The sequence below is a fragment of the Mycobacterium sp. ITM-2016-00317 genome (assembly GCF_002968295.1).
Lineage (GTDB): Bacteria > Actinomycetota > Actinomycetes > Mycobacteriales > Mycobacteriaceae > Mycobacterium.
In genome coordinates, this window is record NZ_CP134399.1 from 4,611,603 (window position 1) to 4,633,798 (window position 22,196).

Annotated in this window: 20 protein-coding genes and 3 pseudogenes; 10 read left to right on the top strand and 13 right to left on the bottom strand. The window is 69.5% G+C overall.

The features are described from left to right. Window positions 1–6: 6 nt before the first annotated feature. Window positions 7–1,189, bottom strand: a pseudogene (locus tag C6A87_RS22035) (zinc-dependent alcohol dehydrogenase). Window positions 1,190–1,336: 147 nt separating this feature from the next. Between C6A87_RS22035 and C6A87_RS22040 the strand changes: the two are divergent. From C6A87_RS22040 to C6A87_RS22050, 3 genes are read left to right on the top strand one after another with little or no spacing between them, the layout of a single operon-like run. Then, a complete protein-coding gene (locus C6A87_RS22040) occupies window positions 1,337–1,915 on the top strand; it encodes a hemerythrin domain-containing protein (protein WP_311114200.1) in 579 nt (192 codons plus the stop codon). Between the two features lie 9 nt (window positions 1,916–1,924). Then, on the top strand, window positions 1,925–2,425 hold the full coding sequence (locus C6A87_RS22045) for a flavin reductase family protein (protein WP_311114201.1): 501 nt from the start codon (window positions 1,925–1,927) through the stop codon (window positions 2,423–2,425). Beyond that, a complete protein-coding gene (locus C6A87_RS22050; RefSeq protein WP_311114202.1) occupies window positions 2,422–3,123 on the top strand; it encodes a pyrimidine reductase family protein in 702 nt (233 codons plus the stop codon). Before C6A87_RS22045 ends, C6A87_RS22050 begins: the two co-directional genes overlap by 4 nt. Window positions 3,124–3,130: 7 nt before the next feature. Here C6A87_RS22050 and C6A87_RS22055 read toward each other — a convergent pair whose 3' ends face one another. Further along, on the bottom strand, window positions 3,131–3,928 hold the full coding sequence (locus tag C6A87_RS22055) for an SDR family oxidoreductase (protein WP_311114203.1): 798 nt from the start codon (window positions 3,926–3,928) through the stop codon (window positions 3,131–3,133). 90 nt (window positions 3,929–4,018) lie between these two features. After that, window positions 4,019–4,534: a DUF6328 family protein gene (locus C6A87_RS22060; protein WP_311114204.1), complete on the bottom strand. Its 516-nt coding sequence runs from the start codon at window positions 4,532–4,534 to the stop codon at window positions 4,019–4,021. 106 nt (window positions 4,535–4,640) lie between these two features. Between C6A87_RS22060 and C6A87_RS22065 the strand changes: the two genes are divergently transcribed. Beyond that, window positions 4,641–4,916, top strand: coding sequence for a DUF4235 domain-containing protein (locus tag C6A87_RS22065; protein WP_311114205.1), 276 nt, complete (start codon window positions 4,641–4,643; stop codon window positions 4,914–4,916). Window positions 4,917–4,991: 75 nt separating this feature from the next. Then, window positions 4,992–5,411, top strand: coding sequence for a hypothetical protein (locus C6A87_RS22070; RefSeq protein WP_311114206.1), 420 nt, complete (start codon window positions 4,992–4,994; stop codon window positions 5,409–5,411). A gap of 23 nt (window positions 5,412–5,434) precedes the next feature. Here the strand turns inward: C6A87_RS22070 and C6A87_RS22075 are convergent, their stop codons facing one another. Together C6A87_RS22075 and C6A87_RS22080 are read right to left on the bottom strand one after the other, a co-directional pair. Beyond that, window positions 5,435–5,623: a hypothetical protein gene (locus C6A87_RS22075; RefSeq protein WP_311114207.1), complete on the bottom strand. Its 189-nt coding sequence runs from the start codon at window positions 5,621–5,623 to the stop codon at window positions 5,435–5,437. A 74-nt stretch (window positions 5,624–5,697) separates the two neighbouring features. After that, a complete protein-coding gene (locus C6A87_RS22080; protein WP_311114208.1) occupies window positions 5,698–6,573 on the bottom strand; it encodes an alpha/beta hydrolase in 876 nt (291 codons plus the stop codon). Window positions 6,574–6,610: 37 nt separating this feature from the next. On the opposite strand from C6A87_RS22080, the gene C6A87_RS22085 reads away from it, so the two are divergent. Both C6A87_RS22085 and C6A87_RS22090 read left to right on the top strand, forming a co-directional pair. Next, the gene (locus C6A87_RS22085; RefSeq protein ID WP_311114209.1) at window positions 6,611–8,491 is read left to right on the top strand and encodes a propionyl-CoA synthetase; all 1,881 of its coding nucleotides are present in this window, start codon (window positions 6,611–6,613) and stop codon (window positions 8,489–8,491) included. A 91-nt stretch (window positions 8,492–8,582) separates the two neighbouring features. Then, on the top strand, window positions 8,583–9,053 hold the full coding sequence (locus C6A87_RS22090; RefSeq protein WP_311114210.1) for a DUF4383 domain-containing protein: 471 nt from the start codon (window positions 8,583–8,585) through the stop codon (window positions 9,051–9,053). Between the two features lie 4 nt (window positions 9,054–9,057). On the opposite strand, the gene C6A87_RS22095 is transcribed toward C6A87_RS22090, so the two are convergent. The 6 genes and pseudogenes from C6A87_RS22095 to C6A87_RS22120 all read right to left on the bottom strand — a co-directional run bounded on the left by C6A87_RS22095 (window position 9,058) and on the right by C6A87_RS22120 (window position 13,949). Then, a complete protein-coding gene (locus C6A87_RS22095) occupies window positions 9,058–9,678 on the bottom strand; it encodes a hypothetical protein (RefSeq protein ID WP_311114211.1) in 621 nt (206 codons plus the stop codon). A 90-nt stretch (window positions 9,679–9,768) separates the two neighbouring features. Then, window positions 9,769–10,725: a Ppx/GppA phosphatase family protein gene (locus C6A87_RS22100; RefSeq protein ID WP_311114212.1), complete on the bottom strand. Its 957-nt coding sequence runs from the start codon at window positions 10,723–10,725 to the stop codon at window positions 9,769–9,771. Next, a complete protein-coding gene (locus tag C6A87_RS22105; RefSeq protein ID WP_311114213.1) occupies window positions 10,722–11,216 on the bottom strand; it encodes a DUF501 domain-containing protein in 495 nt (164 codons plus the stop codon). Before C6A87_RS22105 ends, C6A87_RS22100 begins: the two co-directional genes overlap by 4 nt. After that, the gene (locus tag C6A87_RS22110; protein WP_311114214.1) at window positions 11,209–11,883 is read right to left on the bottom strand and encodes a septum formation initiator family protein; all 675 of its coding nucleotides are present in this window, start codon (window positions 11,881–11,883) and stop codon (window positions 11,209–11,211) included. The genes C6A87_RS22105 and C6A87_RS22110 overlap by 8 nt, the downstream gene beginning before the upstream one ends. 3 nt (window positions 11,884–11,886) lie before the next feature. Beyond that, the gene (gene eno / locus C6A87_RS22115; protein ID WP_311114215.1) at window positions 11,887–13,176 is read right to left on the bottom strand and encodes a phosphopyruvate hydratase; all 1,290 of its coding nucleotides are present in this window, start codon (window positions 13,174–13,176) and stop codon (window positions 11,887–11,889) included. A gap of 72 nt (window positions 13,177–13,248) precedes the next feature. Further along, window positions 13,249–13,949 (bottom strand): annotated as a pseudogene (locus C6A87_RS22120) (lytic transglycosylase domain-containing protein). A 207-nt stretch (window positions 13,950–14,156) separates the two neighbouring features. On the opposite strand from C6A87_RS22120, the gene efeU reads away from it, so the two are divergent. From efeU to efeB, 3 genes are read left to right on the top strand one after another with little or no spacing between them, the layout of a single operon-like run. Then, window positions 14,157–15,068, top strand: coding sequence for an iron uptake transporter permease EfeU (efeU, locus tag C6A87_RS22125; protein WP_311114216.1), 912 nt, complete (start codon window positions 14,157–14,159; stop codon window positions 15,066–15,068). Beyond that, on the top strand, window positions 15,065–16,228 hold the full coding sequence (efeO, locus tag C6A87_RS22130; RefSeq protein ID WP_311114217.1) for an iron uptake system protein EfeO: 1,164 nt from the start codon (window positions 15,065–15,067) through the stop codon (window positions 16,226–16,228). Before efeU ends, efeO begins: the two co-directional genes overlap by 4 nt. Further along, window positions 16,209–17,495, top strand: a complete 1,287-nt coding sequence (gene efeB / locus C6A87_RS22135; protein WP_311114218.1) for an iron uptake transporter deferrochelatase/peroxidase subunit — start codon at window positions 16,209–16,211, stop codon at window positions 17,493–17,495. The genes efeO and efeB overlap by 20 nt, the downstream gene beginning before the upstream one ends. Before the next feature lie 49 nt (window positions 17,496–17,544). Here the strand turns inward: efeB and C6A87_RS22140 are convergent, their stop codons facing one another. Continuing rightward, window positions 17,545–18,507, bottom strand: a complete 963-nt coding sequence (locus C6A87_RS22140; RefSeq protein WP_311114219.1) for a nucleoside triphosphate pyrophosphohydrolase — start codon at window positions 18,505–18,507, stop codon at window positions 17,545–17,547. Next, window positions 18,434–22,151: pseudogene (mfd, locus tag C6A87_RS22145) on the bottom strand (transcription-repair coupling factor). The gene C6A87_RS22140 and the pseudogene mfd overlap by 74 nt, the downstream one beginning before the upstream one ends. Window positions 22,152–22,196: the final 45 nt, after the last annotated feature.

The following is a 22,196-nucleotide window of genomic DNA, read 5'->3' on the forward strand; positions in this document are numbered from 1 at the left end:
GGCACCTCAGGGCTGCAGGATGACCTTCACCGCGCCGTCCCTCTTCTCCTGGAAGATCTTGTACGCGTGCGGCGCCTCATCCAGGGGCAGGGTGTGGGTGGCGAACGTGTCCACACCCAGCGGATCGGCGTCGGTCAGCAACGGCATGATGTCGTCGACCCACTTCTTGACGTTGGCCTGGCCCATCCGCAGCTGAATCTGCTTGTCGAACAGCGTGAGCATCGGCAGCGGGTCCGCCATCCCGCCGTACACCCCGATCAACGACAGCGTGCCGCCCCGGCGCACGCAGTCGATCGCGGTGTAGAGCGCGTCGAGGCGGTCCAGGCCGGCCTTCTGCATCATCGGTTTGGCGATCGCGTCGGGCAGCAGGGACGTGGCCTGCTGAACCAGCTTGACCACCGGCGATCCGTGCGCCTCCATCCCGACGGCGTCGATCACCGAGTCGCTGCCGCGGCCGCCGGTGAGCCCGGCGGACCTCGTCGCCGACGGACCCGTCGACCTTGGTCGCATCGATGGCGTTGATGCCGCGTGCGGTAGCCCTGGCCAGCCGCTCGGGCACCAGATCCACCGCGAACACCTCGTAACCCAGGTGCTGGGCGATGCGCGCGGCCATGTCACCGATGGGCCCCAGCCCCAGCACCGTGACCGTGCCGCCCTCGGGCACGTCGGCGTAGGCCACCGCCTGCCACGCGGTCGGCAGCACGTCCGACAGGTACACGAACCGCGAATCCGGCGGCCCGTCCGGCACCTTGATGTGGGTGAACTGGGCCTGCGGCACACGCAGGTACTCGGCCTGACCGCCGGGCACCGACCCGTACAACTCGGAGTAGCCGAACAGCGCCGCCCCCATGCCCTGGTCGCGGACCTGGGTGGTCTCACACTGGGTGTACAGCTTGCGGTCGCACATGAAGCAGTGCCCGCACGAAATCTGGAACGGGATGACCACCCGGTCCCCCACCTGCAGGTTCGACACTGCGCTGCCGACCTCGCGGACCACGCCCATCGGCTCGTGACCGAGGATGTCGCCCTCATGCATGAACGCCCCGAGCACCTCGTAGAGGTGCAGGTCGGACCCGCAGATGTTGGTCGACGTCACCTCGATGATCGCGTCGGTCGGCTCTTCGATTCGCGGATCGGGGACGGTGTCGACGCGCACATCCCGCTTGCCGTGCCAGGTGACTGCCTTCATGGGCCCGTCACTACCCCGTGACGGGCATCCCAAACCCGGCCGAACGGGTTTTCGATTCCGCCGCCCCGGGTATCGGAACCGTGAGGCGCTGCGCAGCGAAGCCGGTGCCAATCAGCCCAAAAACCCGCCCTACCAAGGAGGTTCACCGTGACCGCACCGAGCATCGGATCGGCCCGCGACGTCGTCGACTACCTCAAGTCGCAGCACGAGACCATCAAGGCGCTGTTCGTCGAGACGCTGGACGCCCCCGACTCGGCGACCCGGGAGGAAGCCTTCACCAGGTTGCGGACCATGCTCGCCGTGCACGAGACCGCCGAGGAGATGGTCGTGCACCCGCGGGTGCGGCGCAAGGCCGAGGGCGGCGCACAGATCGTCGACGAGCGCCTCGCCGAGGAGCACGATGCGAAGGTGATGCTGCGCGACATCGAACAGCTGCCGATCGACAGCGCCGACTTCAGCAAGGCGCTGATCCACCTGCAGGGCGCGGTGCTCGAGCACGCCAAGCACGAGGAGGAGCTGGAGTTCACCGCGCTGGAAGCAGCCGTCAGCGACGACGAGTTGGCCAAACTCGGGCAAGCCGTCGCAGTCGCGGAGCGGATCGCCCCGACCCACCCCCACCCGGGTGTGGAGTCGGCCGCCGCCAACTTCGCCGCAGGCCCGTTCGCGTCGGTCCTGGACCGAGCCCGCGATGCCCTCAAGGACGCATTCGGATCCAGCCGGAGCTGAGTCCCGTCCATGAGTGACCACAGCGGCGAAGCCGCCTTCAACGACCTCGTCTCGTTGCTCGACTATCCGGTCTTCGTCGTGACCACGGCAGCCGGCGACCAGCTCGCCGGCTGCCTGGTCGGGTTCACCTCCCAGACCAGCATCAACCCGCCCCGCTTCCTGGTCGGGCTGTCCCGCAACAACCACACGTTCTCGGTAGCCACGAAGGCCGAGCATCTCGCCGTGCACCTGCTGCCCCGCACGGAGCTGGAGGTGGCCGAACTGTTCGGCGGCCAGACCGGCGACGACACCGACAAGTTCGCCCAGTGCCGCTGGCACAGCGGCCCCGCAGGCATGCCGATCCTGGACGCCGCCCCGGCGTGGTTCGTCGGCAAGGTCACCCGCCGATTCGACCTCGGCGACCACGTCGGACACCTGCTCGAGCCCGTATCCGGAAGCGCCCCAGACGAACTCGGCGAGGTCATCACGTTCTCCGACGTGGGCCACGTGGAGGCCGGGCACGAGGCATGACCGAGGTCACCACGCTGGCCCCCGGGGACGCCGCCGAGGATTACGGCTACCGCCCCGCCCCGCCCGGCATCCGCGCGAACATGATCTTCAGCGCCGACGCGAGCGCGGCGTTCGGCGGACGAGCGGGCCCGCTGTCGAGCCCGACGGACTACCAACTCCTGCTGGCGTTGCGCGCGTACGCCGACGTTGTGCTCGTCGGAGCGGGCACCGCACGCGCCGAAGGCTACGGCCCGGTGCGCCTGCGTCCCGAACACCGGGCTCAGCGTCGGGAACTGGGGCTGGGCGACGACCCACCGCCGATCGCCGTGGTGTCCCGCAGCGGCCGACTGCCCGAGACCATGTTCGATTCTCCGGTCCGGCCCATCCTGGTGACCAGCGCGACGGGCAGAACCGACGAACCCCTTTGCGACGTCATCGTTTCCGGTGACGACACCGTGGACGTCGCGCAGGCGATCGACGAGCTGCGGCGCCGCGGCATGCACCGCATCCTCTGCGAGGGCGGCCCGACCCTGCTCGACGAACTGGTGACCGCCGACTTGATCGACGAACTCTGCGTCACCCTCGCACCCCGGCTGGCCGGGCATCAGCCGGTCGGCCGGTCCGCGCCTGCCGGGCTGACGGAGCCGACCGACATGCGGCTGGACCGGTTGCTCGTCGACCCCGGCGGCTACCTGTACCTGCGCTACTGCCGCAGCTGAATCCGGCTCAGCCGGGCAGTGTCTCCCCACCGATCGGGGCCAGCACCTCGCCGCTGTAGTACGACGACATCCGCGAGGCGGCGAAGAACACGTACGACGGCGCGATCTCGTCCGGCTGGGCGGCGCGTTTCATCGGCACCTGCCCACCGAACGACTCGACCTTCTCGGCGTCCATGGTGGCGGGGATCAGCGGCGTCCACACCGGGCCCGGTGCGACGCAGTTGACGCGGATGTTCCGGTCGGCCAACGACTGTGCCAGCGAGTAGGTCAGCGCGATCACCGCACCCTTGGTCGCCGAGTAGTCGATCAGGGACTTGTTCCCCCGCAGTCCGTTGATGGACGCGGTGTTGATGATCGCCGAGCCTGCGGGCAGGTGCGCCAAGGCGGCCTTGGTGACGTGGAAGAAGCTGTCGATGTTCACCGCGAACGTGCGCCGCCACTGCTCGTCGCTGATCTCGGAGAGGTCGTCCTGCGGCGACTGGAATGCCACGTTGTTGACGACGATGTCCAGTCCCCCAAGCTGTTTCACCGTGTCCTCGACCACCGCGCGGCAGTGCGCCGGCTCGGCGAGGTCGCCGGGCAGGCGGACGGCCCGCTGTCCGGTCTCCTCGATCACCGACGCCGTGTGCGCGGCGTCGTCCTCTTCCTCCAGGTACGCGATCGCGACGTCGGCGCCCTCCTTGGCGAACGCGATCGCCACGGCCCGGCCGATACCGGAGTCGCCGCCGGTGACCAGCGCCCGCTTGCCGGACAGCAGTCCGGTGCCGACGTAGTCGCGCATCTCGTCGCGCGGTTTCGTTGTCATGTCCCCGGTTTCGCCGGGGTAGGGGATCACTGCGTCAGGTGTCACGTCATCACTCACGGCGGATGCGTACCCGACCGCAACGCAGCGAAACTATGGCGCCGGCGGCCGCCGGTCCCGGAGCCGCATCGTCAGCGGCAGCACCAGCCAGCACGCGGTGAACAGCACCAGCACGCACGCACCGGCGACCGCGGCGCCGGGCAACCCGACCACGGCGTCGAAGATGATGACCGTCATCCCGGTCAGCGCGAGGGCCAGAAGCATCAGCCCGGCAAAGGCGCACCAATGCGCTGCCTGCACCAGCGCCGCCAGCCGGTGCCGACGGAACAACAGCCGGTGCATCCCCACCGGGGCGATCAACAGCGCGGTGGACGTGACCGCGGTACAGACCGTCGCCAGGTACACGCCCTGCATGGGGTAATCGAGCAGGTCGAAGCGCTGCTGGAACGGCAGGGTCAGCAAGAACCCGGTCAGTAACTGGACGCCGGTCTGCACCACCCGCAACTCCTGCAGCAGGCTGGCCCAGTTCCGGTCGAGCCGCTCGGTCCCGGTCTCGCGGCGATGCCGGGGATCCCAGTCCGCGCAGTCTTCGCCCCGCTCGGCGTCCACCTGACGATCCTTGCACGGTGTGGTGCCCGCGCATCCGGGTTTGACGTGTGCGGGCCTGGGTAGACGCAGGGCAAGCCGTGCTGTGCCGCATACACATTGGAGTGAGATGAGCAAGATCGCAAGATCGCTGTACACGCCGCTGTCCGTGGCCACCGGAGTCGGCGGCGGTTTGCTGGCCGGAGCCTTGTTCGGGCAGATCTGGAAGCGCATCGGCGACAACGACCCCGAACCGCCCGACCCCAAGGACCTCTCGCAGTCGATGGCCGTGGTGATCACCGCCGCCGCGATCCAGGGACTGATCGTCGGCATCGTGCGGGCGTCGCTGCAGCGCGCCGGGGCGCGGGGTTACCTGGCCGTCACCAACGAGGCCCCACCGTCGTAGCTGCGCAGACGAATTCAAAGCTGTTTCACAGACATCGGTGAGCAGCTTCTTAGCCATGGGGACGACCGTGACGGCATGACCACGATCGTCGAACGCCTGCAGGGTTCGGATGCCGCCACGCGGGAACCGCGGCTGACCTGGCTGACCGCCGCGTTCGCGGTGGTGGCCAGCCTCGCGGTGATGCTGCCGCCGGCACCGCCGACGGTCTCGCCGGCCGCCTACTGGACGGTGTCGTCGATCGCGCTGCTGACCGTGCTCGTCGTCTTCGTCGCCGGGCAGGCCGCCTGGGACCGCAGCGTCGAACAAGCCCGCACCGCCGGTCTCGTCGAAGAAGACCAACTCACCCGATCGACGGGGTCAGCACCATCGCCGGCCTGGGCAACCGCCAGCGCGCGCAACCGTCGTCCAGAGCGTCCTCGACCTCTGCGGCCATCCGGCGCAACTGCCGGGTATGGCCACCGAGCCATGTTCCGGCGGACCCGCCCGACAGGCTGATCCGGCCCAGCACCGGGCCGCGCTCACGCATCAGCGCGAGCCTGCCCAACAACCGCTCCACCGCCGCACCACGTGACGCGGGCGCACACCCACGCCGCGACGGCGGGATCCCTCAGCGCCGCCGCGGGCAGTCCGCAGCCGACGGTCTTCACGATGTGCCGCACGGAGCGGATCGACGCGGGCAGCCGATGCCGGGACGGGGTGACTTCCATGCTTTCGGTGTACGCGCACAGCCTGGCAACGCACGCCGATCCGCACGGAATCCTGACGGCCGACTCCCAGACTTCTACGCCATCCTGGCCGGGAACTCCTCGGCGAGCGCGATCAGCTTGGCGCGCACCAGATCCGGTTGCTCGTCGAGGATGAAGTGCCCGCCGTCGACGACCTCGACGGTGTAGTCGTCGGCGTGCGCGGTCTCCGCCGCGGCCAGCTCGGGGTGGATCGCAAGGTCGTTGCGGGCGAACAAGACTCGCGTGGGCACCGTCGAGCGGCGGCGTTCGCCGTCACGCATGCCCGCCGGGATCTCCTTGGTCAGGAACGTCCGGTAGGTGTCGCGACCGGTGCGCGCGACGACCGGGTCCCGGAACCGCTCGGCGTACACCCGCGCCGTCTGCGCGTCGAGCTTGCCCGCCAGCCGGAAGATCCCCTTCTCCAAGTACGGGGTGCGGCGCTGCAGCGGCACCCCGACCGTCGCGACGAACGGCTGGTAGATCAGGAAGCGCCACACGTGCGGGGCCATCACCTTCGGTGGCACCCAGACGTGGGCGATGTTGAGCGCGAGGTAGGCGTCGATGCGTTCGGGCGCCCGCAGCGCGAGCAGGTGCCCGATGTAACCGCCCCAGTCGTGACCGACGAGCAGCACCCGGTCCAGACCCATCGCGTCCATCAACGCGACCAGGTCGGTGACCACGTCCTCCTTGGCCCACTTGTGCGGCGCCGGACCGGACCACCCGTAGCCGGGCAGGTCCGGCGCGATGATCCGCAGCCCCTCGGGCGGGTCGGCCAGCAACGACCGGTACGCCCAGTGGTGCTGCGGCCAGCCGTGCAATGCCAGGACCGGCCTGCCGTCGGCCGGACCCGCCTCGGTGACGTGGAAATCGACCCCGCGGGCAGTCACCCGGCTCCGGCGGACCCCGTCGATAGGTGGGGGTTCGTTAGTCATGGTCCTGAGACTAATCGGGAGGTACTACGGTGCTCCTATGCCCGGATACCGCGATCTTTTCGAGGCCAGCATCAACGACCCCGTCGCCTTCTGGCGCGACGCGGCCGACGCCGTGACCTGGACCAGAGCCCCTGAGCAGATCCTCGACGACAGCAACCCGCCGTTCTACCGGTGGTTCCCCGACGCCGAGCTCAACACCTGCGCCAACGCGCTGGACCGGCACGTCGAGGCAGGCCGTGGCGACCAGCCCGCACTGATCTACGACTCGGCCGTCACGGACACCAAACGCACCTACACCTACGCCGAACTGCTCGACGAGACCTCCCGGTTTGCCGGCGCGCTGAGCAAGCTCGGCGTCGGCAAAGGCGACCGGGTGGTGATCTACATGCCGATGATCCCCGAGGCCGTCATCGCGATGCTGGCCTGCGCGCGGCTGGGCGCTGTGCACTCGGTCGTGTTCGGCGGCTTCGCGCCGCACGAGCTCGCGGTCCGCATCGACGACGTGCGCCCGAAGGTGATCGTATCCGCGTCGTGCGGCATCGAACCGTCCCGCTGCGTCGAGTACAAACCGATGCTCGACGCCGCGATCGGGATGTCGGCGCACCCGCCGGAGCACTGCGTCGTGGTGCAGCGCGACCGGCTGCAGTGCGACCTCGTCGAGGGCCGCGACCTGGCCTGGGCCGAGGTGATGGCCCCGGAGTTCGGCGCGGAGCCGGTGGATCCGGTGCCCGTCGCGGCGACCGACCCGCTGTACGTGCTGTACACCTCGGGCACCACCGGCAAACCCAAGGGCATCGTCCGGGACAACGGCGGGCACGCGGTCGCGCTGCTGTGGACCATGCGCCACATCTACGACATCGACCCCGGCGACGTGTTCTGGGCGGCCTCCGACGTGGGCTGGGTGGTCGGCCACTCCTACATCGTCTACGCGCCGCTGCTGCTCGGCGCCACCACGGTGCTCTACGAGGGTAAACCGGTCGGCACACCGGATCCCGGCGCGTTCTGGCGGGTGGCCTCCGAGCACGGAGTCAAGGCGCTGTTCACCGCGCCGACCGCGATCCGCGCGATCCGCAAGGAGGACCCGGAGGGCAAGTACGTCGCCGACTACGACCTGTCCGCGCTGAAATACCTGTTCCTGGCCGGCGAACGGCTGGACCCCGACACCTACCACTGGGCGGCCGAGAAACTCGCCATCCCCGTCGTCGACCACTGGTGGCAGACCGAGACCGGCTGGCCTATCGCGGCCAATCCGATGGGCACAGAACAACTTCCGGTCAAGGCCGGCTCCCCCACAGTGCCGATGCCCGGCTACGACGTGCGCATCCTGCACGAGAACGGCCACGAATGCGCACCCGGCGAGGAGGGCGCGATCTGCATCAAGCTGCCGCTGCCGCCCGGCACGCTGCCCACGCTGTGGCACGCCCAGGACCGTTATCAGGTGGCCTATCTGACCGAGCACCCCGGCTACTACCTGACCGGTGACGGCGGACATTTCGACGAGGACGGCTACCTGTTCGTGATGGGCCGCATCGACGACGTGATCAACGTGGCCGGCCACCGGCTCTCCACCGGCGCGATCGAGGAGGTGCTGGCCACCCACCCGGCGGTCGCCGAGTGCGCGGTGATCGGCGTGGCCGACGAGATCAAGGGCCAGGCCCCGCGCGGGCTGGTGGTGGTCAAGGCCGGCGCCCGGACCGAGGGCCTCGCCGAGGAGCTCGTGCAGCTGGTGCGTGACGAGATCGGCGCGGTCGCCGCGTTCAAGCTCGTCGACGTCGTCCCGGCGCTGCCGAAGACACGCTCGGGCAAGATCCTGCGCAAGACGATGCGCGGGATCGCGGCCGGCCGGGACGAGCCTGTCCCGTCGACCATCGAAGATCCGTCCGTGCTCGACGCGCTGGGCCCGATCCTGCGCCGCTGACTTGTTTGCCCGCACGGTGTTACGGGCGGCCCAGGATGGGTATCACCACCAACACGCTCGTCAATAACCGTTCGGACAAGGGAGGCTGGTCATGTCGTCGGCCACCCCGAAATACATGGCCGTGCAGGGCGCGGCCATGATCGTCGGAGCCGTGCTCGTGCTCCTCGGAGTGCTCGGGTTCGTGCCCGGTGTGACCGCCAACGTCGGCGAGCTGGCCTGGTTCGGCCGGCAGTCCGGCGCCCTGCTCTTCAACACGTTCACCGCGTCGGTGCTGCTCAACCTCGCCTACGTGGTGGTGGGGGCAGCCGGGTTCTATTTCGCGCGCTCCTACAGCCGGGCCCGGTCCTATCTGCTCGCGGGCAGCGTGCTGTTCGTCGGCCTGTGGCTGTACGGCACCTTCGTCGAGGTCAGCAGCAACGCTAGGGTGATTCCGCTGAACGGGGCCGCCAACTGGCTGCACCTGGGACTCGGGGTGGTGCTGGCGCTGCTGGCGGTGACGCTGGCCGGTCAGCACGACCCGACCAAACGGCGTGCCCGGATCCGCCGGCCCGCGCCGCAGTGAGCCCTCAGACCCGTTCGGGTACCCGCAAGTGGGCGATCGCCAGTTCGAACACGCGCTCGTCGAGTACCTCCGCGTCGGCCCGCCCGGCAATGGCGTCGCGCAGCCGGATCAGCCGGGTCCGGTGCCGCTCCATCGCCTCGGCGCTCTCGTAGGCCGACGAGACCACCGCCCGGCCTGTCACGCGGTTCACCAACAGGCTTGTGCTGCAATGGCCTTTGAGCTCGTCGAGGACGGGCAACACGTCGTCCTTGACGGCGCCGACGCCTGAGTCGACCCCGCCCGGGTCGACCTTCACCCAGGTGACCCGCACCGGGGCACCCTCGGCACTGTGCCGGTTGCGGTGCATGAGAGCGATCTCCCAGCCGGTCACCTCCACCGTGCCGCCGAGGATCCGCACCGCGCGGTCACGCACCTCCCGGATCAGCGGGCCGCTGGCGCGCATTGCGGCCTCACTCTGCCAGGCGCTCGCGGCGATACACCGCCCCGTGTCGCGGTCCGCCAGCATCGACAAGCCGACGAAGCCGGGCATCCGCTCCAACTCCGGCATCAACGAACCGCGGACACTGGCTATGCCGTCGTCCACCGCCGACGGACGTCCCCACACCGTCATCGTCCGTGCGTACACGATCGCCTCCCTCCCGACGAGGCGCGGCGAGACGGCGCCGCCGTCGCGGCCGATTCTCCTCCGCAGCGCGGTGGGCGGCAATGAAACCGCTCAGGCGATCGACAGCGCGATCCCGTCGAGGATGTCGTGTTCGCTGACCACCAGGTCGGCGATCCCCGCGCGCTCCCCCAGCAGGGCCGCCAGTTCCTGCACGATCAGCGCGCCGCCGCCGATCACGTCGACGCGTCCCTCGTGCATGGGGCCCAGCGCCGCCCGCTGCTGCCGGGTCATCGCCAGCAGATCGGCGCACACCGGCAGCATGTCGTCGAAGCCGACCCGGGACAGGTGGATGGCCTCGGAATCGTAGGTGCTCATGCCCTTGGCCAGCGCCGCCAGCGTGGTCATCGTGCCCGCCACCCCGACCCAGGTATGCGCCCGCTCCACCGGCACCACGCGCACCGCCTCGGCCAGCGCGTCGCGGACCACCGACCGGGCCGCCGCGATCTCGTCCTCGGTGGGCGGGTCCGACCGCAGGCACCGTTCGGTCAGCCGCACACAGCCGATGTCCGCCGAATGGGCGGCTTCGACGTCGCGCGAGTCCGGGGACCCCAGCACCAGCTCGGTGGAACCGCCGCCGAGGTCGACGACCACGAAAGGCGCTGCGGCGGGGTCGAGTTCACCGACGGCACCGCGAAAGGACAGCTCCGCCTCCTCGGCCCCGGTGATCACCTCGGCGACCGCGCCGGGGACCACCGTGCCCAGCACCTGCGAGGTCATCGCGAAGAACTCGTCCCGGTTCGCGACGTCCCGCGCGGCCGACGTCGCCACCATCCGCACCGCGGCGACGTCGTTGCGGCGCATCGCCTCGGCGTAGTCGGCCAGCGCTGCGTGGGTGCGCGCCAACGCATCCGGCGCGAACTGACCCGTCGCGTCGACGCCCTGCCCGAGACGCACGATCCGCATCTCCCGGTGCACATCGCGCAGCCCCCCGCCGGGGCCGTCGGTGACGTCGGCGATCAGCAGCCGGATCGAGTTGGTGCCGCAATCGACCGCGCCCACTCGTGTCACTGCGTCCACACCTTCCTGTCCAGGATCCCGGCCATGCCGGGCTCGGCCGCCAGCACCGCCAGCGCCTCGTCCCCGAACGGGTTCACCCCCGGCCCTTTGGCCAGCGAGTGGGCGATCACCACATGCAGGCACTTGACCCGGTCGGGCATGCCGCCGCCGGAGAACGTGGTGCCCAGCGGCTCGATCGCGTCGCGTTCAGCCAGATACGACTCGTGGGCCCGCCGGTACGCCGCGGCCAGCTCGGGATCCTGACCGAGCCGCTCGGTCATCTCCCGCATCATTCCCGAGGACTCCAGCCGGCTCGCCGCCGCCGTCAACGCGGGGTGGGTCAGATAGAACAGCGTCGGAAACGGCGTCCCGTCAGGCAGTCTCGGCGCGGTCTTGACCACCGCGGGCTCACCGTTGGGGCAGCGGTAGGCGATCTCCAGCACGCCGCGCGGCTCCCGGCCCAGCTGTTGCGCGACAGCCTCGAGGTCCGACGGGTCAACCATGGGGCGGCACCACCGGTTCCGGAGCGCCGGGTACACCGGCGGGCGGTGCGGTCGGCGAAATCCCGTGCGGCGCATCGGCGATGGTGTGCCACAGGGTGGTGTACCACGGGTCGTTGCTCTTGGCTTCGGCCAACTCCTCGGGCGAGGCCTCCGGCTGCGTCGCCCCCGGAGGCAGCTGCACCTGATACGGGATCTCGCCGGGCATCACGAAACCCAGCCGCTCGCGGGCCTGCGCGGCGATGAACACCGGGTCGGCGAGTTTGGCCTTCTGCTCTTCGAGCTCGGCGATCTGTTCCCGCAATTGGGCCTCACTGGCTTGCAGTTGCTTCATCTCGGTGCGCTGGGAGAAGTACGTCCGGACCGGTCCCGCGATCGTCAACGTCAGCACGCAGACCACGGCGGCCAGGATGGCCGCCCGGCGCGCGGCCGAGCCGAACCGCTGTTCTGCGGCCTGCTCGGCCGACGCGACGATCGACTGCCTGATCGAACCGGCGCTGTCACCGCTGTCGTCGACGAGCCCCGAATCACCGGCCGGGCCGGCGATCTCCTTCGGAGCCCGCAGTTCCGCGCCCCGAATCTCGCGGCGCGCCGAGACCCTGCGCGGCTTACCCGGGCGTGAGGCGGGAGCCTTCTTCCGCCGAGGGTCGGGCCGATTCGCTTCGGGCACGGGCTATTTGGTCTCCACACTGAATCGCGGGAAGGCCAGGTCGCCGGCGTAGCGGGCGGCGTCGCCGAGCTCCTCCTCGATGCGCAGCAGCTGGTTGTACTTGGCCACCCGCTCGCTGCGGGCCGGCGCACCCGTCTTGATCTGGCCGCTGCCCACCGCCACCGCGAGGTCGGCGATCGTGGTGTCCTCGGTCTCGCCGCTGCGGTGGCTCATCATCGTCTTGTAGCCGGCGTTGTGCGCCAGCGAGACCGCGTCGAGGGTCTCGGTCAGCGTGCCGATCTGGTTCACCTTCACCAGCAACGCGTTGGCGGCGCCGCGCTCGATGCCCTCTTCGAGCCGTTCGGGGTTGGTGACGAACAGGTCGTCGCCGACCAGCTGCACCTTGTCCCCGATCGCGGCGGTCAGCGTCACCCAGCCGTCCCAGTCGTCCTCGGACAGCGGATCCTCGATCGACACCAGCGGGTAGTTCCCGATCAACTGCTCGTAGAACGACGCCATCTGCTCGGCGGTACGCGTCTCCTTCTCGAAGGCGTAACCCGTTCCGTCGGTGTAGAACTCGGTCGCGGCGACGTCGAGCGCGAGCGCTACGTCGGAACCGACCTTCAGGCCGGCGGCCTCGATCGCGGTGGCGATCAGATCCAGCGCGGCCGACGTGCCGGGCAGGTCGGGGGCGAACCCGCCCTCGTCACCCAGCCCGGTGGCCAAGCCCTGCTTCTTGAGCACCGACTTCAGCGCGTGGTACACCTCGGCACCCCATCGCAGCGCCTCCTTGAAGTTCGGGGCGCCGATCGGGGCGATCATGAACTCCTGGACGTCGACGCCGGTGTCGGCGTGCGCGCCACCGTTGATGATGTTCATCATCGGCACCGGCAGGATGTGCGCGTTCGGTCCGCCGACGTACCGGAACAGCGGCAGTTCGGCCGACTGCGCGGCAGCCTTGGCCACCGCCAGCGACACGCCCAGGATCGCGTTGGCGCCCAACCGGGACTTGTCGGGGGTGCCGTCCAGGTCGACCAGCGCCTGGTCGACGAGGCGCTGCTCGTCGGCGCCCAGGCCGATCACCGCGGGCGCGATCTCGTCGAGCACGGCCTCTACCGCTTTCTGCACACCTTTGCCGCCGTAGCGGGGGCCGCCGTCGCGCAGTTCGACCGCCTCGTGTTCCCCGGTCGACGCGCCGGAGGGCACCGCGGCACGCGACACCGTGCCGTCCAGCAGACCCACCTCCACCTCGACTGTCGGGTTCCCGCGGGAATCGAGGATTTCGCGGGCGCCGACCTGCTCGATGATGGGCATCTTGTTGCCTCCTGGTCTCTGCTCAGACGTTTCCGGCATTGAGCCTAGATCGTGGCCCGTCCCCCGGTGTCGTCAGAGCGGATGTCCTTGCGCGTACGCGGTCGCCCAGTCCCGGACGGTGCGGGCGTACTGGTCGGAATAGTTGTAGGCCCGCAGTGCTTCCATCCAGCCCCGCGGCTTGGACAGATCCTTGCCCCGCCAGCACAGATAGCCCGCCGCCGACAGCGCCGCATCGTCGATGTTGTCGGCGCTGACGGCTCCGTCGTTATTCGCGTCGACGCCGTAGTGCCCCCAGGTCTCCGGGATGAACTGCATCGGTCCCATCGCCCGCGCGAACGGCTCCTCACCCGAGTGGCTGACCGACTCGTGGTCCATGATCACCATGTTCCCGGCAGTGCCGTCGAGCAGCACCCCGCGGATCGGCGGGCTCACCTCGCCGTCGGGGGCGATGGTCGCACCGCGGTAGGTGCCGTGATGGCTCTCGATCTGGCCGATGCCCGCCAGGGTGGTCCACTTCAGGCGACAGCCGGGATTCTCCACCTCCGCCACCCGGGCCGCGTACGCGTAGGCCTCCAGCGCCATCTGCGGAATGGCCAGGGCGGGCGCGCGCTCGGCGGCCCATTCCCGCAGCTGATCTGCCGGCCCTTGGCGTAGGTGTCGATCTGCGGCACCGGATCGCCGGGTGGGGGCGGCACGCCGTCGGGGATCGGGATGCCGATCTGCCAGGAACAACTCGACGCCATGAGCAGCGCTGTCGCGCCGATCACGGCCATCGCCTGCAGTCCACGCACCCGTGTCACCGGACTCCTCGACCTACTCTGGTTCAGCTTCCATGCTGCCACGCGTTTCGGCGCCGACGACCGACCCCGGGCCGGGCGGCGCGGGTGTACATTTCTCTGAGCGCCTCAGCTAATGAGGTGAGCCACACCTTGCTTTGGTGAGCCAAACCAGGGTGGGCGACGCGTAGCGAGGACGAGTTGATGGTTGCCGGCACCGGGCATGTGGTCACCACCTACTACGCGGCTCCGAACATCACTTCACAGCTTTTCGGCAGCGGACTCATAGGTTTGCGCGAAGGCTTGGAAGCCGCGATCGTCGTCTCCATCCTGGTCGCGTTCCTGACCAAGTCCGACCGCCGGGACGCACTCAAATGGGTCTGGCTCGGCGTCGGCGCCGCCGTGGCGATGACGGTCATCGTGTTCTTGACCATTCAGTTCGGTTCCAGCACCATCACCGGGCTGGCGGCCGAGGCGATCGCCGGGGTCGCGTCGCTGGTCGCGGTCGGCATCGTCACCACCATGGTGTTGTGGATGAAGCGGGCCGCGGCATCGATGTCCGGTGAGCTGCGCAGCGAGATGGCCCGCGCGCTGGAGACCGGACCGCTGGCCGTGGCGCTGCTGGCCTTCCTGGCGGTCGGCCGCGAAGGTGTCGAGACCGCGCTGTTCATGGTCGGCTACGCCGAGGCGCAGACCATCTGGCCGCTGACCGGGCTGATCATCGGGGTGGCTGTCGCCGGCGCGATCGCCTACGCGATCTACCGCGGCGCGCTGACCCTCAACTTCGCCAAGTTCTTCACGTACACCGGCGTGTTCCTGATCCTCGTCGCCGCCGGCATCCTGTCCTACGGCGTCGGCGCGCTGCAGACCGTCGGCTGGCTGCCCGGCCTGGCCGACAAGGCCTTCGACATCAGCACCTGGTTCAACTGGTCCTCCTGGTACGGCGAGGCCATCCAGGGCATCTTCAACATCACCCCGACGCCGACCGTGCTGCAACTGACCGGCTATCTGGCCTACCTCGTCGTCGTGCTCGCGCTCTTCCTGCGGCCCACCAGGCCCGCACCCGGCAGAACTTCTCCACAACCCAATCCATCACCCGAAAGGTCCACCACGTGAAGGCTCAATCCTCCGCTGCCGTCATCGCAGCGGCGCTGGCCGCGTTGACACTGACCAGCTGTCAGGCCAAGGAGGAGACTCCGGCGGCGGGCGAGGACGGCGGCGCCACCGCGCCGTCGGAGATCACCGTCGACGCGTCGGACACCTCCTGTGAGCTGTCCGGCACCGACGGCAGGACCGGAGCCAACACGTTCGTCATCACCAACAACGGCACCAAGGTCACCGAGTTCTACGTCTACGGCGAGGGTGAGCGGGTGATGGGCGAGGTCGAGAACATCTCCCCCGGACTGCAGCGCAAGCTGATCGTCCAGCTCAGCCAGCCCGGCACCTATCAGACCGCGTGCAAGCCCGGCATGATCGGCGACGGCATCCGCGGCGACTTCACCGTGACCGGCGACGAGGTGCAGGTCGACACCGAGGGCAAGTTCAAAGAGGCCGCCGACAACTACAAGCGCTACGTCAACAGCCAGGTCGAGGCGCTGGTCCCGGCGGTCGAGGCGTTCGTCGCGGCCATCAAGAGCGGCGACATCGAAGCGGCCAAGGCCCACTACCCGACCTCGCGCGTGTACTACGAGCGCATCGAGCCCGTCGCCGAGTCGTTCCCGAACGACCTCGACCCGCGCATCGACCTGCGCGAGGCCGACCTGGAGCCCGGCCAGAAATGGACCGGGTACCACCGGCTGGAGAAGGACCTGTGGCTGACCGGGCTGCAGCCGGACACCAACGCGATCGCCGACCAGCTGGTCGCCGACGTCAAGGAACTGCAGGCCGGGGTCAGCGCGCCGGACTTCACGGTGGACTCCACCCAGATCGCCGGCGGCGCGCAGGGTCTGCTCGACGAGATCGCCACCAGCAAGATCACCGGCGAAGAGGACATCTTCAGCCACACCGACCTGTGGGACTTCAGCGCCAACCTGCAGGGTTCACAGACCGCGGTGGCCTCGGTGCGACCGATCCTCGACGAGCGCAACCCCGACCTCGGCACCCGCGTCGACCAGCGCTTCGAAGAGGTCGAGGCACTGGTGGAGCGCTACCGCCAGGGCGACGGGTTCGTCACCTACGACCAGGTGACCGAGCCGGAACGCCAGGAGCTCTCGCGTGCGATCGACGCGCTGAGCAAGGAGGTAAGCCAGGTGCAAGGTGTCATCGCACCCCAATAAGCCCGAGGGGCTGAGCCGTCGCAAGCTGTTCGGCGCGGCAGGGGCGACTGCGGCGGTGGTCGGCGCGGCCAGTGCGGGAGCACTGGCCGGCCGGGCCACGGCGGCCAACCCGACCGACCACCTCAACACCGCGGTGCCGTTCCGCGGGCAGCATCAGGCGGGCATCGTCACCGAGGCCCAGGACCGCATGCACTTCGCGACGTTCGACGTGACCACCAGGAGCCGCGACGACGTCGTCAAGATGCTCGCCGACTGGACCGAGATGGCCGAGCGGATGACCCAGGCCAAGGAGGCGTTCCCGAACGGCTCCACCGGGCAGAACCCGTACTCGCCGCCGTCGGACACCGGTGAGGCCCTCGGCCTGCCGGCCTCCCAGCTGACGCTGACCATCGGGTTCGGGCCGTCGTTCTTCGTCAAGGACGGTGTCGACCGGTTCGGCATCGCCGACAAGAAACCGGCCGAACTGGTCGACCTGCCGAAGTTCCCCAACGAGAAGATCGACCCGGCGCGCAGCGGCGGAGACATCGTGGTGCAGGCCTGCGCGAACGACCCGCAGGTGGCCGTACACGCGATCCGCAACCTCGCCCGGATCGGCTTCGGCACCGTCGCGGTGCGCTACTCGCAGCTCGGGTTCGGCCGCACCTCGTCGACCACCCGAGAGCAGACCACCCCGCGAAACTTGTTCGGGTTCAAGGACGGAACCGCGAATCTGCGCTCCGACGAGACCGACAAACTGAACAGGTTCGTCTGGGTCGGCGACGGTGACGGCCCGTCGTGGATGACCGGGGGCACCTACCTGGTGGCGCGGCGGATCCGGATGCGCATCGAGCAGTGGGACCGCACCACGCTGCTGGAGCAGGAACGCGTCGTCGGTAGGCAGAAGGGCAGCGGCGCACCGCTGGGGCTCACCGACGAGTTCGAGGAGCTCAACTTCGACCTGACCGACGACAAGCAGGAGCCGCTGATCGACCCGCTGGCCCACGTCCGGCTGGCCTCACCTGAGCATCTCGGCGGCATCGAGATCCTGCGCCGCGGCTACAACTTCACCGACGGCTCGGACGGATTCGGCCACCTCGACGCGGGCCTGTTCTTCATCGCGTTCGTGCGCAACCCGGTCACCCAGTTCGTGCCCATGCAGAACGCGATCTCGCGCCAGGATGCGATGAACGAGTACGTCACGCCCACCAGTTCAGCGGTGTTCGCCTGTCCGCCAGGGATTCCCGAGGGGGACACGTCCACGTTCTGGGGTTCGACGCTGTTCCACTGAGCGTTTGCGTAACGTCACGGCGGAAATCGACGCTGAATTCGCCGTACCGTTACGCAAGTTCGGCGTCGTCGGCACCCGGCCAGTGCGCGCGCCACTCGTCGGCGGAGATGACCCCGGACGGGTGATTGTCGAGTTCCTCGGCGACATCGGCGCTGCGCCGCGCGACCGTGACCGCCCGCTCGGCGGCACGCACGTCGGCCATGAACTCCAGAACCGCAGTGCGCAGCGCGTTCTCGGCATCGACGTCGGCCGACACCGACACGGTGGTGACCGCATCCGGGACCAGGTCGGCGGGCACGCCTGCGGTCTCGGCGCGGGCCAGCACCTTCTGTGCCAGCGCCAGCGCGGGCTGCGCGGTCGGGATGCCGTCCATCACGGACTCGCGGGTGGTGCGCTCCAGCGCCTTGCGCTGCTCCCACTGTGCGAGCTGGTCCTCCAGCGAAATCGCCTCTCCGGCAAGCACTGCCGGCACCCGGTTGCCGAGCTTACGGACCAGCGCGTCGGCCACGTCGTCGATGTCGAACGCGTCCTCGGGGGCGTCCTGGGCGATGCGGGCGTGGAAGAGCACCTGCAGCAGCACGTCGCCGAGCTCGTCGCGCAGCTCGGTCAGGTCGCCGCCGTGCACGGCGTCGAACAGCTCGTAGGTCTCCTCCAACAGGTAGCGCCGCAGCGAATCGTGGGTCTGTTGGCTCTCCCACGGGCCCGCAGTGCGCAGCTTGTCCATCATCGCGACCGCGTCGACGAGGCGCTCGCCGGACTGCGGCTCGGGCGCGCAGATCACCCGTTCCCCGGCGGCGATGCGCGCGGCCACCGACGGATGCTCGGGATCGGACGAGAGCAGCACCGCGGCGGGCTCGTCGTCGGAGCCGGCCAGGCACGGCCGCGCCGACCGCAGCGACCACGGCACCTTGATCGGCATCTCCTCGGTGTACTGCACATCACCGGCAAGCAGATCGATCGCCTCGATGGGGATCAGCGACGGGCGCCGTGGGTCCACCAGGACGACCGTCATGAGCTACCTCCGAACTTGGTTATATCAAGATCCTCGTCCGGTTTCCCGTCGATGGCCAACAGCAGCCCCGCGACGAACGCGACCAGTTCCAGGTCGCGGATCCGCGGAGCGCCCACCCCGCTGCCCGCGCGCGGCACCGGGACCTGCACCGTGGAGGTGGTGGCCCGGTAGTTCGCGCCGGAGTAAAGCCGCTTGAGCCGCAGCTGCGCCGAGTCCGGCAACGTCAACGGCGCGATCCGCAGCGTCGTCGCCGACGGCGCGCCGATCTCGGTGACCCCGTGCGCACGCGCCAGCAGCCGCAGCCGGGCGACCGCGACCAGCCGCAGAGCAGGCTCGGGCAGCGGACCGTACCGGTCGACGAGTTCGTCGACGACGGAGTCGACGGCCGCGTCGTCGGGTGCAGCGGCCAGCCGGCGGTAGGCCTCCAGCCGCAGCCGGTCGCTGCCGATGTAGTCCGGCGGCAGGTGCGCATCGACCGGCAGGTCGATCCGGACTTCCTTCGGTTCCTCCGGTGTGGCAACGGTTTTCCCGTCCGCGACGGCCCGATATGCTTCTACGGCCTCGCCGACCAGCCGGACGTACAGGTCGAAGCCGACGCCGGCGACATGCCCGGACTGCTCGGCGCCCAACACGTTTCCGGCGCCGCGGATCTCCAGGTCCTTCATCGCCACGGCCATACCCGCGCCCAAGTCGTTGTTCTGCGCGATGGTCGCCAGCCGGTCGTAGGCCGTTTCGGTCAGCGGAACCTCGGGCGGATACAGGAAATACGCGTAGCCCCGCTCGCGGGACCGGCCCACCCGGCCTCGCAGCTGATGCAGCTGGGACAGGCCGAAAGTGTCGGCCCGCTCCACGATCAGCGTGTTCGCGTTCGAGATGTCCAGGCCCGTCTCGACGATCGTGGTGCACACCAGGACGTCGTACTCGCGGTTCCAGAATCCCTCGACCGTCTTCTCCAGCTGCTCCTCGGGCATCTGACCGTGCGCGACCACCACCCGCGCCTCGGGCACCAGCTGCCGCACCTTCGCCGCGGCCGAGTCGATGGTGCGCACCCGGTTGTGGATGTAGAACGCCTGGCCGTCGCGCAGCATCTCGCGACGCAGCGCGGCCGCGACCTGCTTGTCGTCGTGCGGGCCGACGTAGGTCAGCACCGGGTAGCGCTCCTCGGGCGGGGTCAGGATGGTCGACATCTCACGGATGCCGGCCAGGCTCATCTCCAGGGTGCGCGGGATCGGGGTGGCGCTCATCGTCAGCACGTCGACGTGGGTGCGCATCGACTTGATGTGCTCCTTGTGCTCGACGCCGAAGCGCTGCTCCTCGTCGACGATGACCAGCCCGAGGTCCTTCCACGTCACGCCGGTCTGCAACAGCCGGTGGGTGCCGATCACGATGTCGACCGATCCGTCCTTCATGCCCTCGATCGTGGCCCTGGACTCGGCCGGATCGGTGAAGCGCGACAGGCCCTTGACGGTGACCGGGAAACCGGCCATCCGCGCGCTGAACGTCTGCAGATGCTGGTCGGCCAACAGCGTCGTGGGCACCAGCACTGCGACCTGCTTGCCGTCCTGCACCGCCTTGAACGCCGCCCGCACGGCGATCTCGGTCTTGCCGTAGCCGACGTCGCCGCAGATCACCCGGTCCATCGGGACCGGCTTCTCCATGTCGGACTTCACCTCGGTGATCGCGGTGAGCTGGTCGACGGTCTCGGTGAACCCGAAGGCGTCCTCCATCTCGGTCTGCCACGGGGTGTCCGGGGCGAACGCGTGTCCGGGCGCGGCCTGCCGTTTGGCGTACAGCGTGACCAGTTCGGCGGCGATCTCGCGAACGGCCCTGCGCGCCTTGGTTTTCGTGTTCGCCCAGTCGCTGCCGCCGAGCCGGCTCAGCGTCGGCGCCTCACCGCCGACGTAGCGCGACAGCTGATCCAGCGAGTCCATCGGCACATACAGCTTGTCGGTGCCCCCGCCCCGCTTGCTCGAGGCGTACTCCAGCACCAGGTACTCCCGCCTGGCCCCGCCGATCACCCGTTCGGTCATCTCGACGAACCGGCCGATGCCGTGCTGGTCGTGCACGACCAGATCTCCGGCGGTCAGCGCCAGCGGGTCGACGACGTTGCGGCGCTTGGCCGCCAGTTTGCGGCCCTCGGTCGCGGCGGCGCGGTTACCGGTCAGGTCGGTCTCCGAGAACACCACCAGGTTGGCGCCCGGCATCACCACACCGTCGTGCAGCGGCCCCTTGATGACCCCGACGACCCCTTCCTTGGGCGCCTCGCCGGGCTCCAGAACCATTGCCGGGGTGTCGGATTCGCCCAACTGCTCGACGATGCGCTTACAGGTGCCGCTGCCGGGGGTGACGACGGCGCCGTAGCCGCCGGTGGCCACGTGCGCGCGCAGCATCGCGAAGATCTCGTCGAGGCTGTGCTGCTGGCCGCGTGCCGACGGCGCGGGCCGGATGTCCAGCGCGACCGAATCGCCTGCGCCGCTGTCGAGCTGGCTGAGCGTCCACCACGGATGTCCGCCGTCGCGGGCCGCGGCCCGTGCCTCGCCGTAGCCGACGTAGCCGGAGGCGCCGAGTGCCTCGATGTCGATCGGGACGTCCCCGCCCACCGCGGCGGTCGACCACGACGCCTCCAGGAACTCGCGCCCGGTCTTGATCAGGTCCGCGGCCCGGGTGCGCACCTTCTCCGGGTCGCACACCAGCACCGGGGTGCCCTCGGGCAGATGGTCGGGCAGCGTGGCGAAGTCGCTGGGCCGCAACAGCGGCAGCAGCGCTTCCATGCCTTCGACCGGGATGCCCTCGGCCAGCTTGGCCAGCATGTCGGGCACGCTGCCGGTCACGCTGTTCTCCAGCACGGGATGCTCGGCCGACAGCGCGGCCGCGCGCTCCCGCACGTCAGCGGTCAGCAGCAGTTCCCGGCACGGCACCGCGATCAGCGAGTCCACCTCGATCTCGGGGATCGAGCGCTGGTCGGCGATCGAGAACATCCGCATCTCGGAGACCTCGTCGCCCCAGAACTCGACGCGCACCGGATGCTCGGCCGTCGGCGGGAACACATCGAGAATGCCTCCGCGCACGGCGAATTCACCGCGCTTGCCGACCATGTCCACCCGGCTGTAGGCCAGATCGACCAGACGCGCGACGATGGAGTCGAAGTCGGCCTCGGCGCCGACGGCGAGCGTCACCGGCGCCACCTCGTCCACGCGGCCCGGGTGCTGGGCCATCGGCTGCAGCAACGACCGCGCGGCGGTGACCACGACCCGCAGCGGCGGACCCAGCCGCGCGTCGTCGGGGTGGCTCAGGCGGCGCAGCAGCATCATGCGCGCGCCGACGGTGTCCACACCGGGTGAGAGCCGCTCGTGCGGCAGCGTCTCCCAGGACGGGAACAGCGCGACCGCGTCGCCGAACACGCCCCGCAGTTCGGCGGTCAGGTCGTCGGCCTCGCGGCCGGTGGCGGTGACCACCAGCAGCGGGCCGGTCTGGGCGAGCGCGGACGCGACGAACACGCGGGCGCTGGCCGGGCCGACAAGGTCGAGATCGGCGGGCCGGTCGCCGGCGCGGCGGACGATCTCCTGCAGAGAGGGATCCCGCAGCGCCAGGTCGACGAGGCCCGCGATCGGGGTGTGGACATGGAGGGTCCCCGATACGGTCATGATTCCTCCATCGTAGGCACTCGCCCGGAGACGGTCGGCGGGCAC